The organism is Microbacterium sp. IEGM 1404 (assembly GCF_030056775.1).
Lineage (GTDB): Bacteria > Actinomycetota > Actinomycetes > Actinomycetales > Microbacteriaceae > Microbacterium.
Genome location: NZ_JASHKP010000001.1, coordinates 1,080,351 through 1,094,620 on the forward strand (window position 1 = coordinate 1,080,351; position 14,270 = coordinate 1,094,620).

A 14,270-nucleotide genomic window follows, 5' to 3' on the forward strand; every position below is an offset into this window, starting at 1 on the left:
TCCTTACTCGGTAGTTCGGGGAGTCGATGGGGGGCGGCCGTCAGGCCGTCGCCTTGGTGACGGCGGGGTCGATGAGCACGTCGTCGCCGTCGATCACGACCTCGTACACGGGGACCGGCTCGAAGGCCGGCAGGTTCAGGGGGCGACCGGTCTTCAGCGAGAACGCCGATCCGTGCGCCCAGCACTCGAGCGTGTCGCCCTCGACGAAACCGTCGGAGAGCGAGATGTCGCCGTGCGTGCAGACGTCGCCGATGGCGTGGACCTCGCCGTTGCCGTCGAGCACGACAGCCATGGCGACGCCATCGACCTCGACCCGGCGGGCTTCGTCCTGCACGAGCTCGCTGAGGCCGCACACGCGGGACGCGCTCACGCCGCGGCTCCCTCGGCCAGCTCGCGCTCGATCGCCTCGATGAGCTCGGTCTCGAGCTCGGGGATGCCGATGCGCTGGACGATCTCGCTGAGGAACCCGAGCACGACGAGACGCCGCGCCTCGTCCTCGGCGATGCCGCGGGCCTGCAGGTAGAAGAGCTGCTCGTCGTCGAAGCGACCGGTCGCGCTCGCGTGCCCGGCGCCCTGGATGTCGCCGGTCTCGATCTCGAGGTTCGGGATCGAGTCGGCGCGGGCGCCGTCGGTCAGCACGAGGTTGCGGTTCGCCTCGTACGAGTCGGTGCCGGTGGCATCCGATCCGATGAGCACGTCGCCGATCCAGACGCTGCGGGCGCTCGCACCCTGCAGCGCGCCCTTGTAGAGGACGTCGCCGACGGTGTGGGGACCCTTGTGGTGCAGGTAGACCTGCGACTCCAGGTGCTGGCCGGCGTCGGCGAACGACAGGCCGTACAGCCGACCCTCGGCGCCGGATCCGGCGAGCTCCACCGACGGGTTCACGCGGACGACGCCGCCGCCGAAGCTCACCACCACGTGGGTCAGCTTCGCGTCGCGGTCGACCCGCGCCTGGTGCGACGCCGCGTGGATCGCGTCGTCGTCCCAGCGCTGCACCGACACGACCGTCAGCTCGGCGCCGTCGCGGACGAGGATCTCGACGTTCTGCGCGTGGTGCGCGCTGCCCTCGTGCCGCAGCACCACGGTGCCGCGGGAGTTCGGCTGCGCCTCGATGACGACGTGGGCGTGCGCGAGGCCGCCCGTGCCGGTCAACCGCACGACGATCGGCTCGTCGAGCTCGACGTTCGCGGGGATGCGCAGCAGCGGCGCCTCGGGCTCGTGCACCCATGCCAGCGCTGCCGGAAGGTCTTCCGGTCGGAAGTGCTCGCCGCGCGGAGCCTGGTCGGCCGTCAGGCGCAGCTGCTCGACCGCGTCGGGCGCGCTCACCTCGACGCGCATGATGCCCTCCGCGCCCGCCTCGTCCACGAAGAGCGGTGCGAGCCGGTCGACCGGGCTCAGCTTCCAGTTGACCTCGCGGCCGGTGGGGGTGCCGAAGTCCTTCGGGTCGAACGACGTCGGACGCTCCGACCGCGTCTGGACGGGAACGACGGATGCCACGAGGGCGGCAGGATCGATGTGACCCTCCGCCGTGCCGGCGGGGGTCTGGGTCGCAGTCGTCATTTAACCGACGGATCCTTCCATGCCCATCTCGATGAGCTTGTTCAGTTCGAGGGCGTACTCCATGGGCAGCTCGCGGGCGATCGGCTCGATGAAGCCGCGCACGATCATGGCCATGGCCTCGTCCTCGGGCAGGCCGCGGGACTGCAGGTAGAACAGCTGCTCCTCGCTGACCTTCGAGACGGTGGCTTCGTGGCCGAGCTGCACGTCATCGACGCGGATGTCGATCGCCGGGTACGTGTCCGAGCGCGAGATGGTGTCCACCAGCAGCGCGTCGCACCGCACGGTGTTCGCGGAGTGGTGGGCGTTGGCATCCACGCGGACCTCGCCGCGGTAGCCCGCGCGACCGCCGCCGCGGGCGATGGACTTCGACACGATCGAGGACTGCGTGTACGGAGCCATGTGGATCATCTTCGCGCCGGCGTCCTGGTGCTGACCGGGACCCGCGAAGGCGACCGAGAGCGTCTCGCCCTTGGCGTGCTCGCCCATGAGGTAGATCGACGGGTACTTCATCGTCACCTTGGAGCCGATGTTGCCGTCGACCCACTCCATCGTCGCGCCCTCGTGGGCCACTGCGCGCTTGGTGACGAGGTTGTAGACGTTGTTCGACCAGTTCTGGATCGTCGTGTAGCGCACGCGCGCGTTCTTCTTCACGATGATCTCGACCACGGCCGAGTGGAGCGAGTCGCTCTTGTAGATCGGGGCCGTGCAGCCCTCGATGTAGTGCACGTAGCTGTCTTCGTCCGCGATGATCAGGGTCCGCTCGAACTGACCCATGTTCTCGGTGTTGATGCGGAAGTACGCCTGCAGCGGGATCTCGACGTGCACACCCTTGGGCACGTATACGAACGAGCCGCCCGACCACACGGCCGTGTTCAGCGCCGCGAACTTGTTGTCGCCGGCCGGGATGACCGTACCGAAGTACTCCTCGAAGAACTCGGGGTGCTCGCGCAGCGCCGTGTCGGTGTCCATGAAGATGACACCCTGCTGCTCGAGGTCCTCGCGGATCTGGTGGTAGACGACCTCGGACTCGTACTGCGCGGCGACGCCGGCGACGAGGCGCTGACGCTCGGCCTCGGGGATGCCGAGCTTCTCGTAGGTGTTGCGGATCTCCTCGGGGAGGTCCTCCCACGACTGCGCCTGCTTCTCGGTCGAGCGCACGAAGTACTTGATGTTGTCGAAGTCGATCTCCGACAGGTCGGCACCCCAGGTGGGCATGGGCTTGCGACCGAAGAGCTGATAGCCCTTAAGGCGCGTCTTCAGCATCCACTCGGGCTCGGACTTGAGGGCGGAGATGCCCCGCACGACGTCTTCGTTGATGCCCCGCTGCGCGATCGCGCCCGCGGCATCCGTGTCGTGCCAGCCGAACTCGTATTGCCCCAGGCTTTCGAGCTCTGGTCGGTCGATGAGTACATCGGACATGGTGGTCACTCTCCTTCTCGGGCCTCAACGGTGTCATCCGCCCCAACATTCCGCGACGGACTCCGGTCGGAGTCACAGGAACGTCGCTGGTGGGCCCGCTCGAAGGCGCTGGCTGCGCGCCTAGACTGTCAGAGGTGCGAGACGCGCGAGCGCTGCACCGGAAGACCCTTCGATTCTACAGGCAACGCCCGCTCCCGGCACGGCACGCGCACCCCTCGCACCGGCCCGAGCGCCCCGCCGCCAGGAGGCTGCGCGCATGTCCACCGCTTCGTCCCCCCGCGCGCTCCGTCGCGTCCTCGACTGGCTGCCGGCCCGCATCGACCGCCGCATCCGTGTCTTCGCGTGGCTGTCGTTCGTCGCCGAGGTGCTCATCATCGGCACCGGCGGCGCCGTCCGACTGACCGGTTCGGGCCTCGGCTGCCCCACGTGGCCGCGCTGCACGCCCGACTCGCTCGTGAACACCCCCGAGATGGGGATCCACGGGATCATCGAGTTCGGGAACCGGACGCTCACCGGCGTCGTCGGCATCCTGGCCCTGGCCGTCGTCGTCCTGATGTGGCGTCTGCGTCACGAGCGGCGCGTGATGTTCGTTCTCGCCGTCGTCGTGCTCGGCGGGATCGTCGCGCAGGCCGTCGTGGGCGGCATCACGGTCCTCACGGGCCTGAACCCCTTCATCGTGGGCTTCCACTACATCGCCTCGGTCGCCCTCGTCACCGTGTGCGCGGCCTTCCTGACCCTCATGTACCTGCCGGCCGGGCCGCGCGAACGCGTCGTGCCCGCCTGGTTCGCGGGACTGGTGCACGCCACCACCGGCGTGCTCGCCCTCACCGTCGTCTTCGGCGTCCTCACCACCGGCGCCGGCCCCCACTCGGGCGACGCGGCGGCGGTGCAGCGCAACGGCTTCGACGCCGAAGTGCTCGAGCACGTGCATTCCTGGCCCGGCTACGCCCTGTTCGTGCTGACCCTCGCCATCGTCGTCCTCGCGTGGCGCCTGCGGCTGCCCGTGCGACGCTGGGCGACGGCGCTCCTGGCGGTCGAGGTGGTGCAGATCGCCGTCGGGCTGTACCAGGCGCGCAACGGCCTGCCCGAACTCGCCGTCGGCGTGCACATGGTCCTGGCCGCCCTCGCCGCCGCGGCCATGACGGTGGTCGTCCTGCGACTGAAAGCACCGGTCGCCGTCGGTTCCGTCGATCGGCTCGACGCCGTCGGAGCGGCGCGGCGCTGACCTTAGCGCGTTCATAGGGATTTCATCGAGCGCCCAGAGTCCCCGCACTGATGGGTGCGAGACTGTGGTTCCTCCGGTGCCGACCGTGCCCGGAGATCGAAGGAGTTCTTCCATGCAGACCCGCCCCCGCCTGGTGACCAGCATCCCGTTCTGGGTGCTCCTGGTGCTTTCCCTGGCCTCCGTGATCGGCGGACTGGTCATCGTCTTCCAGCAGATCGACGCGATGCAAGCGGTGCTGAACGACCCGAACGCGACCGTCGTCACGGTCTACGTCGCCCAGTCGTGGGCGATCGTCGGTGCCGCGGTGCTCGGTGCCGGTGCCATCGGACTCGTCGCGACGCTCGCCGTCGCCACCGCGGTGTCCACGCGTCCGCGCCCCGATGTCGCCGTCGAGACGATCGACTGGAACAGCGACGACGAGAGCGCCCCGTTCGCGGCCGCCCCCACCGTCGCCGCCGCCGCGACGACCGCCCCCGCCGCACCCCTCGTGCTCGAGGACGCGGACGTCGAGACCACGTCCGACACCCCCGCCCCGCCGCAGGCGGCGCACGACGCGCCGAAGCTCGACACGGGTGACGAGCACCCGCGTTCCTGAGCACGGCCCGTAAGACGAAGAACGCCCGCTCCCGAAAGGGGGGCGGGCGTTCTTCGTGGAGTCGGTGACTCAGAACGGCAGGAGCGGGTCGACCGCGATGGCCACGAAGAGCAGCGTCAGGTAGGTGATCGACGCGTGGAAGACGCGCATCGGTCGAGGCTCGCCCCCCTGGACGGCCCGGGAGTACAGGCGGTGCGACTCGTAGACGAACCAGCCGCCGAACACGAGTGCCGACACGCTGTAGACGAGACCCATGGATGCCACGGGGATCAGCAGCAGGGAGCACGCGACGGTGGCCCACGCGTAGAGGATGACCTGGAGTCCGACCTGCGAGCCGCTGCGCGTGGCACCGAGCATCGGGACATCGACCTCGTCGTACTGGGCGGCGTACTTCATCGACAGCGGCCAGTAGTGCGGCGGCGTCCACAGGAAGACCAGCGCGAACAGGATGAGCGGCGCCCAGGAGAGCGAACCGGTCACGGCGGACCAGCCGATGAGCACCGGGAAGCAGCCGGCGATGCCGCCCCACACGATGTTCTGCTCGGTGCGGCGCTTGAGGATCATCGTGTAGATGACGACGTAGAAGAAGATCGCGATGGCCGAGAGGGCGGCGGCGAGCGGGTTGGTGAAGACCCACAGCCACACCGTCGACACGGCGGCGAGCGTCCACGCGAACGTGAGGGCGCCGCGGGGCGACACCTCGCCGGTGACCAGCGGCCGGTTCTCGGTGCGCTGCATGTGCGCGTCGATGTCGCGGTCGAGGTACATGTTGAAAGCCGCCGCCGAACCGGCGCTCAGCGATCCGCCGATGACGGTGGCGAAGATCAGCCAGAGGTCGGGCAGGCCCCGCGCGGCGAGGATCATGACCGGAACGGTCGTGACCAGCAGCAGTTCCAGCACGCGCGGCTTCGTCAGCGCGACGTAGGCGCGAACCGTGCGTCCGAGAGAGCGCCGATCGGTCGTCGCAGTGACGTGCGACGTCGTCGAGATGTCCATCGTCCCCCGGGGTAGAGCGTGCGTATCCCTCCGATTCTATGGCATCCCGTACACACGCCCGGCCGCCTGTCGACCCCCTCGGGAACAGTCTCGGGCGCCGGCGCGTTCTCGCTATGCTGGCGATGAACGCGCGCCCCGCGCCGACCACCCCACCCCACTCCCGCCCCTACGGCGTCGAGTGCGGCGTCGGATCGTGACCCGGGCGCAAAGTGACGAGAAAGGCACCGTGTTGTCGGACTTCGAATGGGATGAGATCGATCGGCGCGCGGTGGACACCGCACGCGTTCTGGCGGCGGACGCCGTCGAGAAGGTGGGGAACGGGCACCCCGGCACCGCGATGTCTCTCGCACCGGCCGCTTACCTGCTGTACCAGCGCGTCCTGCGCCACGACCCGGCCGACACGCACTGGCCCGGCCGCGACCGCTTCATCCTCTCGGTGGGGCACTCCTCGCTCACCCAATACATCCAGCTCTACCTCGGCGGTTTCGGCCTCGAGCTGAAGGACCTCGAGGCGCTCCGCACGTGGGGCTCGCTCACCCCCGGCCACCCCGAGTACGGGCACACCGACGGCGTCGAGATCACGACGGGTCCGCTCGGTCAGGGCCTGGCCTCGTCGGTCGGCTTCGCCTATGCGGCGCGCTACGAGCGCGGCCTGTTCGACCCCGAGTCGCCCGCCGGCGAGAGCCCGTTCGACCACTACGTGTACGTCATCGCCGGCGACGGCGACCTGCAGGAGGGCGTGACCAGCGAGGCCTCCTCCCTCGCCGGCCACCAGGAGCTCGGCAACCTCATCGCGATCTACGACTCCAACCAGATCTCGATCGAGGACGACACCAACGTCGCCTTCACGGAGGACGTGCAGAAGCGCTACGAGGCCTACGGCTGGCACGTCCAGACCGTCGACTGGAAGAAGACCGGCCAGTACGTCGAGGACGTCGCCGAGCTCCACTCCGCGATCGAGGCCGCCCAGGGCGAGACGAGCAAGCCCTCGCTCATCATCCTCAAGACGATCATCGGCTGGCCCTCCCCCGGCAAGCAGAACTCGGGCAAGATCCACGGCTCCGCCCTCGGCGCAGACGAGCTGAAGGCCACGAAGGAGGTCCTCGGCTTCGACCCCGAGCAGCACTTCGCGGTCGCCGACGACGTCATCGCCCACACCCGCGAACTCGTGAAGCGCGGCGAGGCCGAGAAGGCCGCCTGGCAGCAGAAGTTCGACGCCTGGGCCGAGGCCCACCCCGAGCGCAAGCAGCTGTGGGACCGCCTGCAGGCCCGCGAGCTCCCCGCCGACATCGCCGAGGCGCTCCCCGCCTTCGAAGCCGGCAAGGATGTCTCCACCCGCGCCGCCTCCGGCACGGTCATCAACGCGCTGGCCGCGGAACTCCCCGAGCTCTGGGGCGGATCGGCCGACCTCGCCGAGTCCAACCTGACCACGATCAAGGATGCCAAGTCCTTCATCCCCGAGTCGTGGTCCACGCACGAGTGGTCGGGCGACCCCTACGGCCGGGTGCTCCACTTCGGTATCCGCGAGCACGCGATGGGCGCGATCCTCAACGGCATCGTGCTGCACGGTCCGACGCGCCCGTTCGGCGGCACGTTCCTCATCTTCAGCGACTACATGCGGCCGCCGGTGCGTCTGGCCGCCCTGATGAACATCCCGACGATCTTCGTCTGGACGCACGACTCCGTCGCCCTCGGCGAAGACGGCCCGACGCACCAGCCGATCGAGCAGCTCGCCACGCTCCGCGCCATCCCGAACTTCGCCGTCGTGCGACCGGCGGACGCCAACGAGACCTCGGTGGTCTGGCTCGAGATGCTGCGTCGCACGGAGGGTCCCGCGGGCATCGCCCTCACGCGTCAGAACATCCCGGTGTTCGAGCGCGGCGCCGGCGAGGCCTCGGGCGAGGAGTTCGCCTCCGCGGCGAACGCCGTCAAGGGCGCCTACGTGCTGGCCGAGGCCGCGAACGGCGAGCCGGACGTCCTCCTCATCGCCACGGGCTCCGAGGTGCAGCTGGCCGTCCAGGCGCGCGAGACGCTCGCCGCCGAAGGCATCCACGCCCGGGTCGTGTCGGCACCGTCGCTCGAGTGGTTCGCCGAGCAGGACGAGGCCTACCGCGAGTCGGTGCTGCCCTCCTCGGTGAAGGCACGCGTGTCCGTCGAGGCCGGTTCGGCCCTCACGTGGGCGGGCATCGTCGGCGACGCCGGCCGCTCCGTCGCGATCGATCACTTCGGCGCCTCCGCCGACTACAAGACCCTCTTCCAGAAGTTCGGGATCACCGCCGAGGCCGTCGTCGCGGCCGCGCACGAGTCGATCGCCGCCGCGAAGTAAGAGACCAGGAGAACAGACATGAGCACTCCCACCGAACAGCTTTCCGCCGCAGGCGTCAGCATCTGGCTCGACGACCTGTCCCGTCAGCGCATCCAGTCCGGCAACCTCGCCGAACTCATCGAGAAGCGCAACGTCTCGGGCGTCACCACGAACCCGACGATCTTCGCCGGTGCCCTGTCCAAGGGCGAGGCGTACGAGGGCCAGGTCCGCGAGCTCGCCGCCCAGGGCGCCAGCGTCGACGAGGCGATCTTCTCGATCACCACCGACGACGTGCGCGACGCCTGCGACATCTTCCTCCCGGTCTTCGAGTCCACCGGGGGCGTCGACGGCCGCGTGTCGATCGAGGTCTCCCCCGACCTCGCGCACGACACCGAGGCCACCGTCGCGCAGGCGAAGGATCTGTCCGCGCGCGTCGACCGCCCGAACGTGCTGATCAAGATCCCCGCCACCAAGGCCGGGCTCCCCGCGATCACCGAGGTCATCGGCGCCGGCATCTCCGTCAACGTGACGCTGATCTTCAGCCTCGAGCGTTACGCCGAGGTCATCGACGCCTACCTCGCGGGCGTCGAGAAGGCCCACGCGGCCGGGCACGACATCTCGACCCTCCAGTCGGTCGCGTCGTTCTTCGTCTCGCGCGTGGACACCGAGGTCGACAAGCGCCTCGCCGCGATCGGCACCGACGAGGCGGCCGCGCTCAAGGGCAAGGCGGGCCTCGCCAACGCGCGTCTGGCGTACGAGCTCTACGAGCAGAAGTTCGCCGAGGACCGCGCGAAGGAGCTGCTCGCCGCCGGCGCCACCGTCCAGCGCCCCCTGTGGGCCTCCACGGGCGTGAAGGACCCGGCCCTGCCGGACACGCTCTACGTCACCGAGCTCGTCGCTCCCGGCACGGTCAACACCATGCCCGAGAAGACGCTCGAGGCGACCTTCGACCACGGCGTGATCACCGGTGACACCATCACCGGCGCCTACGCCGAGGCGCACGAGGTCTTCGACCAGCTCGCCGCCGCGGGCGTCGACTTCGCCGACGCGACCCAGGTGCTCGAGGACGAAGGCGTGGAGAAGTTCATCGCCTCGTGGCACGAGCTGCAGGACACCGTCGCCACGGCGCTCGAGGCCGGAAGCGCCCAGGCCGCGAAGTGACCTTCGCCGTCAAGGTCACCGGCCAGGTGAAGTCGGTCGTCGACTCGGAGCTGCCCGACCTGGTCGGCTCCCTGGTCGCGTCCGGCATCACGGCGGGCGACCCCACGCTGTGGGGTCCCGCGGCCGAGGAAGAGGCATCCCGTCGGCTCGGGTGGGTGCAGGCGGTCTCCGTCTCGCGCCCGCTCGTGCCCGAGATCACCGCCCTGCGCGACGAGCTCGTCGCGCAGGGCGTGACCCGCGTCGTCCTGGCCGGAATGGGGGGCTCCTCCCTCGCACCCGAGGTGATCGCCCGTTCCGCGGGCGTGCCGCTGGTGATCCTGGACTCCACCGCCCCCGGGCAGGTGCTCGCCGCGATCGACGGCGACGCCGAAGCCGGTGGCCTGCGCGAGACCGTCCTGGTCGTCTCGAGCAAGTCCGGCTCGACCATCGAGACGGATTCGGCCAAGCGCGCGTTCGAGGCCGCCTTCCGCGACCTGGGCATCGACCCGGCCGATCGCATCGTCGTCGTCACCGACCCCGGCTCGCCGCTCGATCAGGCGGCGCGCGCCGACGGCTACCGGGTGTTCACCGCCGACCCCACCGTCGGCGGCCGGTATTCGGCGCTCACCGCCTTCGGCCTCGTGCCGGCGGGCCTCGCCGGCGTCGACATCGACGACCTGCTCGACGAGGCGGATGCCACCCTCCTCGAGGTCGCGATCGACTCCCCCGAGAATCCGGCCCTGGTCCTGGCGGCGGCGATCGCGGGCGGCGGCGCGCAGCGCCGCGACAAGCTCGGCCTCGTCACCGACGGCAGCCACCTCCCGGGCCTCCCGGACTGGATCGAGCAGCTCGTCGCCGAGTCGACCGGCAAGGACGGCACGGGCATCCTCCCCGTCGTGCTGCTGCCCGTCTCGCCCGAGCTGGAGACCCGACCCACAGACCTGCAGGTCGTGAGGTTCGTCGACCACGCCGACGCGTTCCACCTGTTCGAGCGTCACGAGGGCGAGGTCCTGGTGAGCGGCTCCCTCGGTGCGCAGTTCATCGTGTGGGAGTACGCCACCGCCATCGCCGGACGCCTGCTCGGCATCGACCCGTTCGATCAGCCCGACGTGGAGTCGGCGAAGGTCGCCGCCCGCGGGCTGCTCGACGCGCGCCCGGAGGAGACCGCCCCGGCGCTCGTGTTCGACGGCGTCGAGGTTCGCGTTTCGGACCCCGCCCTGGCATCCGGTGGCACCCTGGCGAGCGTCCTGGACGCCCTGTGGGCGTCCGTGCCGGCCGACGGTTACGTGAGCATCCAGGCCTACGTGAACCGACTCGATCTGCCGCAGCTCGCGGGGCTGCGCGAACTGGTGGCCGCGGATTCCGGTCGACCCACGACGTTCGGATGGGGACCCCGGTTCCTCCACTCCACGGGCCAGTACCACAAGGGCGGACCCGCCACCGGTGTCTTCCTCCAGATCACCGAACGCACCGACGTCGACCTCGAGATCCCCGGTCGCCCGTTCACGTTCGGTCAGCTCATCAACGCACAGGCCGCGGGCGACGCGAGCGTGCTGGCGGAGGGCCACGGCCGCCCCGTCGTCACGCTCACGCTCACCGACCCGCAGGTCGAGGTGCTCTCACTCTTCGAGGCGGCGCAGTAGAAGCATGGTCGTAGAGATCACACCCGGTCACAATCCCCTCCGCGATCCCGAGGATCGCCGGCTCAACCGCATCGCGGGTCCCAGCGCGCTGGTGATCTTCGGCGTGACAGGAGACCTGTCGCGCAAGAAGCTCATGCCGGCCGTCTACGACCTCGCCAACCGCGGCCTCCTGCCCCCCGGATTCGCGTTGGTCGGCTTCGCCCGTCGCGACTGGGAGGACCAGGACTTCGCGAAGGTCGTGCACGAATCGGTCAAGCAGTACGCCCGCACCGAGTTCCGCGAGGAGACGTGGCAGGAGCTGCTCGAGGGCATCCGCTTCGTCCAGGGCGAGTTCGACGATCCCGAGGCGTTCCGTCGTCTGCGTGAGACCGTCGACAAGCTCGACGTCGAGCGCGGGACGATGGGCAACCACGCGTACTACCTCTCCATCCCGCCGAAGGCCTTCCCCCTGGTGACGACGCAGCTCAAGGCGTCCGGGCTCGTGGGCGAGGGCGATCAGAAGCCGGCCGGCTGGCGCCGTGTCGTGATCGAGAAGCCCTTCGGTCACGACCTCGCCTCCGCGCGCGAGCTGAACGAGGTCGTCGAGAGCGCGTTCCCCGCCGACTCGATCTTCCGGATCGACCACTACCTCGGCAAGGAGACCGTGCAGAACATCCTGGCGCTGCGTTTCGCCAACGAGCTGTACGAGCCGATCTGGAACCGCAACTACGTCGACCACGTGCAGATCACGATGGCCGAGGACATCGGCGTCGGCGGTCGCGCGGGCTACTACGACGGGATCGGCGCGGCTCGCGACGTCATCCAGAACCACCTGCTGCAGCTCCTCGCCCTCACGGCGATGGAGGAGCCGATCAGCTTCAACGCCGCAGACCTGCGCGCCGAGAAGGAGAAGGTGCTCGCGGCCGTCCGCCTGCCGGAGAACCTCGCCGAGGCGACAGCCCGCGGGCAGTACGCCGGCGGATGGCAGGGTGGCGAGAAGGTGCTCGGCTTCCTCGAGGAAGACGGCATGAACCCGGAGTCGGTCACCGAGACCTACGCCGCGATCAAGCTCGAGATCAACACACGCCGCTGGTCCGGGGTGCCGTTCTACGTGCGCAGCGGCAAGCGACTCGGACGCCGTGTCACCGAGGTCGCCGTGGTGTTCAAGCGTGCGCCGCAGCAGCTGTTCTCGCGCAGCCAGACCCAGGAACTGGGGCAGAACGCGCTCGTCATCCGCGTGCAGCCCGATGAGGGCGTCACCATCCGCTTCGGTTCGAAGGTCCCGGGCGACGGCACCCAGGTGCGCGACGTGACGATGGACTTCGGGTACGGCCACGCCTTCACCGAGGCCAGCCCCGAGGCCTACGAACGGCTCATCCTCGACGTGCTGCTGGGAGACCCGCCGCTCTTCCCGCGCCACGAAGAGGTCGAGCTCAGCTGGAAGATCCTCGACCCGATCGAGGAGTTCTGGGCGGCTCAGGGTGGCCCGCTCGAACAGTATTCGCCCGGGTCGTGGGGGCCGGCATCCGCCGACGAACTCCTCGCCCGCGATGGCCGCACGTGGAGGCGCCCGTGATCATCGATCTGCCCGACACCACCGTCAGCGCGATCTCGAAGAAGCTCGTCAGCGTTCGAGAAGAGGGCGGCGCTGTCGCCCTCGGTCGCGTGCTGACCCTCATCATCGTGACCCGTCACGGCGCCGAGGAAGAGGTCATCGAGGCCGCGAACGACGCCTCGCGCGAGCACCCGATGCGTGTGATCGCGGTGCTGTTCGGCGACGAGGGCGAAGAGCCGCGCCTCGACGCACAGATCCGTGTGGGCGGCGACGCCGGCGCGAGCGAGGTCGTGGTGCTGCGGGCACACGGAGCGGCCGGGTCCAACGCAGAGAGTCTCGTGACGGGTCTTCTGCTGCCCGACGCCCCCGTCGTGGCCTGGTGGCCCGCCGAGGCGCCGGGGGATCCCGCACTCTCCGCGATCGGCCGCATCGCACAGCGCCGCATCACCGACGCGTCGTCGCAGGCCGACCCGACGTCGTGGGTCGCCCACCTCGGCGAGCACTACGCGCCCGGCGACACGGACTTCGCGTGGACCCGCGTCACACGGTGGCGCGAGCAGCTCGCGGCCGTGCTCGACCAGCCGCCGTACGAGCCGGTGACCTCCATCGAGGTCGCGGGTTCGAGCGACTCCCCCTCCACCGCTCTCCTCGCGGCGTGGCTGGGTCTCAAGCTCGAGGCCCCGGTCGCGTACACGTACCTGCCGGAGGAGGAGTGGGCCGGCGGCATCAAGTCGGTGCGCCTGACCCGCGAGAGCGGCGACACGCTGCTGGAGCGCCCGGTGCCGGGCGTGGCGGTGCTCACGCAGCCGGGGCAGCCGACGCACGAGCTCGACTTCCCGCGCCGTACGCTGCGCGAGTGCCTGGCCGAGGAGCTGCGTCGCCTCGACCCCGATGTGCTCTACGGCCGCGTCCTCACCCAGTGCACCGAGTTGCTCGGCACGCTCGACGAGCTGAGCACGCGATGACCGAGAACGGTGCGGCCAAGCAGGTCATCATCAAGAAGGATGCCGCGACCCTCGCCGACTACGTCGCGACGCGTTTCGTCAATCGCGTCGTCAAGCGCGTGGCCGAGGGCAAGCGCATGCACATCTGCCTGACGGGCGGAACGATGGGCGGCGCCGTGCTGCGCGCCGCCGCACTCGATCCGCGCGTTGCGGACATCGACTGGTCGCTCGTGCACTTCTGGTTCGGGGACGAACGGTTCGTGGCCCGTGACTCGGACGACCGGAACGACCGGCAGGCGCGTGCGGCTTTGTTGGATGCTCTGGCCGTCCCCGCCGAGAACATCCACACGGTCGCGTCGATCGACGACGGCCTCGACCTCGACTCCGCGGCCATCGCGTACGCCGATGAGCTGGCGCAGTTCGCTCCGTCGGATCGCAGTGAGACCGGCCCGTGGCCGTCGTTCGACATCTGCTTCCTCGGTGTCGGTCCGGATGCGCACATCGCGTCGCTCTTCCCCGACCGGCCCGAGATCTCGGTGACCGACCGGGCGACCGTGCCGGTGCGCGACTCCCCGAAGCCACCTCCCGAGCGCATCTCGCTCACGCGTCCGGTCATCAACTCGTCCAAGCGCGTGTGGATGGTCATCGCCGGGGCGGACAAAGCCGCAGCTCTCGGCCTCGCCCTCGCCGGTGCGAGCTATCAGAGCGTCCCCGCGGCCGGGGCGAAGGGGCGCCGTCGTACGGCGTTCTTCGTCGACGAGGCCGCGGCCGACCAGGTCCCGCCGCAGCTCATCGACCGCGAGTACTGACACCGGATTTCCATCGGGAATCCGAGGGGGCCACGTGCGATGCACGAGGCCCCCTTCGCCGTCAACCGGGAAAATCTCCTCTTGTCTTCGTCCGGCACGG

12 protein-coding genes are annotated in these 14,270 nt (G+C 69.8%); 8 read left to right on the plus strand and 4 right to left on the minus strand.

Translation table 11 applies throughout. The features are described from left to right. Nucleotides 1–40: 40 nt before the first annotated feature. Genes QM517_RS05440 through sufB form a run of 3 tightly spaced genes read right to left on the minus strand, consistent with a single transcriptional unit; the run spans nt 41 to nt 2,979 of the window. On the minus strand, nt 41–370 hold the full coding sequence (locus QM517_RS05440; protein WP_283285726.1) for a non-heme iron oxygenase ferredoxin subunit: 330 nt from the start codon (nt 368–370) through the stop codon (nt 41–43). Beyond that, nucleotides 367–1,560 carry a Fe-S cluster assembly protein SufD gene (gene sufD / locus QM517_RS05445; RefSeq protein ID WP_283285728.1) on the minus strand — a complete coding sequence of 398 codons (1,194 nt, stop codon included), beginning with the start codon at nt 1,558–1,560 and terminating at the stop codon, nt 367–369. The genes QM517_RS05440 and sufD overlap by 4 nt, the downstream gene beginning before the upstream one ends. Beyond that, complete coding sequence (sufB, locus tag QM517_RS05450) at nt 1,561–2,979, minus strand: Fe-S cluster assembly protein SufB (RefSeq protein WP_077050001.1); 1,419 nt, start codon at nt 2,977–2,979, stop codon at nt 1,561–1,563. A gap of 256 nt (nt 2,980–3,235) precedes the next feature. Here sufB and QM517_RS05455 point away from each other — a divergent pair, with 256 nt between their 5' ends. Together QM517_RS05455 and QM517_RS05460 are read left to right on the plus strand one after the other, a co-directional pair. Further along, complete coding sequence (locus QM517_RS05455) at nt 3,236–4,204, plus strand: COX15/CtaA family protein (RefSeq protein ID WP_283285730.1); 969 nt, start codon at nt 3,236–3,238, stop codon at nt 4,202–4,204. Nucleotides 4,205–4,316: 112 nt separating this feature from the next. After that, on the plus strand, nt 4,317–4,799 hold the full coding sequence (locus QM517_RS05460) for a hypothetical protein (RefSeq protein WP_077049999.1): 483 nt from the start codon (nt 4,317–4,319) through the stop codon (nt 4,797–4,799). 69 nt (nt 4,800–4,868) lie between these two features. Here QM517_RS05460 and QM517_RS05465 read toward each other — a convergent pair whose 3' ends face one another. Beyond that, the gene (locus QM517_RS05465) at nt 4,869–5,795 is read right to left on the minus strand and encodes a heme o synthase (RefSeq protein ID WP_077049998.1); all 927 of its coding nucleotides are present in this window, start codon (nt 5,793–5,795) and stop codon (nt 4,869–4,871) included. Nucleotides 5,796–6,024: 229 nt separating this feature from the next. Here QM517_RS05465 and tkt point away from each other — a divergent pair, with 229 nt between their 5' ends. The 6 genes from tkt to pgl are packed head-to-tail and all read left to right on the plus strand — an operon-like array spanning nt 6,025 to nt 14,170. Continuing rightward, nucleotides 6,025–8,121, plus strand: a complete 2,097-nt coding sequence (gene tkt / locus QM517_RS05470) for a transketolase (RefSeq protein ID WP_283285733.1) — start codon at nt 6,025–6,027, stop codon at nt 8,119–8,121. A gap of 18 nt (nt 8,122–8,139) precedes the next feature. Then, the gene (gene tal / locus QM517_RS05475; protein ID WP_283285735.1) at nt 8,140–9,261 is read left to right on the plus strand and encodes a transaldolase; all 1,122 of its coding nucleotides are present in this window, start codon (nt 8,140–8,142) and stop codon (nt 9,259–9,261) included. After that, nucleotides 9,258–10,883 carry a hypothetical protein gene (locus QM517_RS05480; protein ID WP_283285736.1) on the plus strand — a complete coding sequence of 542 codons (1,626 nt, stop codon included), beginning with the start codon at nt 9,258–9,260 and terminating at the stop codon, nt 10,881–10,883. The genes tal and QM517_RS05480 overlap by 4 nt, the downstream gene beginning before the upstream one ends. Nucleotides 10,884–10,887: 4 nt before the next feature. Continuing rightward, nucleotides 10,888–12,438, plus strand: a complete 1,551-nt coding sequence (gene zwf / locus QM517_RS05485) for a glucose-6-phosphate dehydrogenase (RefSeq protein WP_077049995.1) — start codon at nt 10,888–10,890, stop codon at nt 12,436–12,438. Further along, the gene (locus tag QM517_RS05490; protein WP_283285738.1) at nt 12,435–13,382 is read left to right on the plus strand and encodes a glucose-6-phosphate dehydrogenase assembly protein OpcA; all 948 of its coding nucleotides are present in this window, start codon (nt 12,435–12,437) and stop codon (nt 13,380–13,382) included. Before zwf ends, QM517_RS05490 begins: the two co-directional genes overlap by 4 nt. After that, complete coding sequence (gene pgl, locus QM517_RS05495) at nt 13,379–14,170, plus strand: 6-phosphogluconolactonase (RefSeq protein WP_283285741.1); 792 nt, start codon at nt 13,379–13,381, stop codon at nt 14,168–14,170. Before QM517_RS05490 ends, pgl begins: the two co-directional genes overlap by 4 nt. The last annotated feature ends 100 nt before the right edge of the window (nt 14,171–14,270 follow it).

Coding starts and splice junctions, on each gene's coding strand:
- QM517_RS05460 (WP_077049999.1), top strand. CDS start 4,317: ATGCAGACCCGCCCCCGCCTGGTGACCAGCATCCCGTTCTGGGTGCTC.
- zwf (WP_077049995.1), top strand. CDS start 10,888: ATGGTCGTAGAGATCACACCCGGTCACAATCCCCTCCGCGATCCCGAG.
- tal (WP_283285735.1), top strand. CDS start 8,140: ATGAGCACTCCCACCGAACAGCTTTCCGCCGCAGGCGTCAGCATCTGG.
- sufD (WP_283285728.1), bottom strand. CDS start 1,560: ATGACGACTGCGACCCAGACCCCCGCCGGCACGGCGGAGGGTCACATC.
- QM517_RS05465 (WP_077049998.1), bottom strand. CDS start 5,795: ATGGACATCTCGACGACGTCGCACGTCACTGCGACGACCGATCGGCGC.
- sufB (WP_077050001.1), bottom strand. CDS start 2,979: ATGTCCGATGTACTCATCGACCGACCAGAGCTCGAAAGCCTGGGGCAA.
- pgl (WP_283285741.1), top strand. CDS start 13,379: ATGACCGAGAACGGTGCGGCCAAGCAGGTCATCATCAAGAAGGATGCC.
- QM517_RS05455 (WP_283285730.1), top strand. CDS start 3,236: ATGTCCACCGCTTCGTCCCCCCGCGCGCTCCGTCGCGTCCTCGACTGG.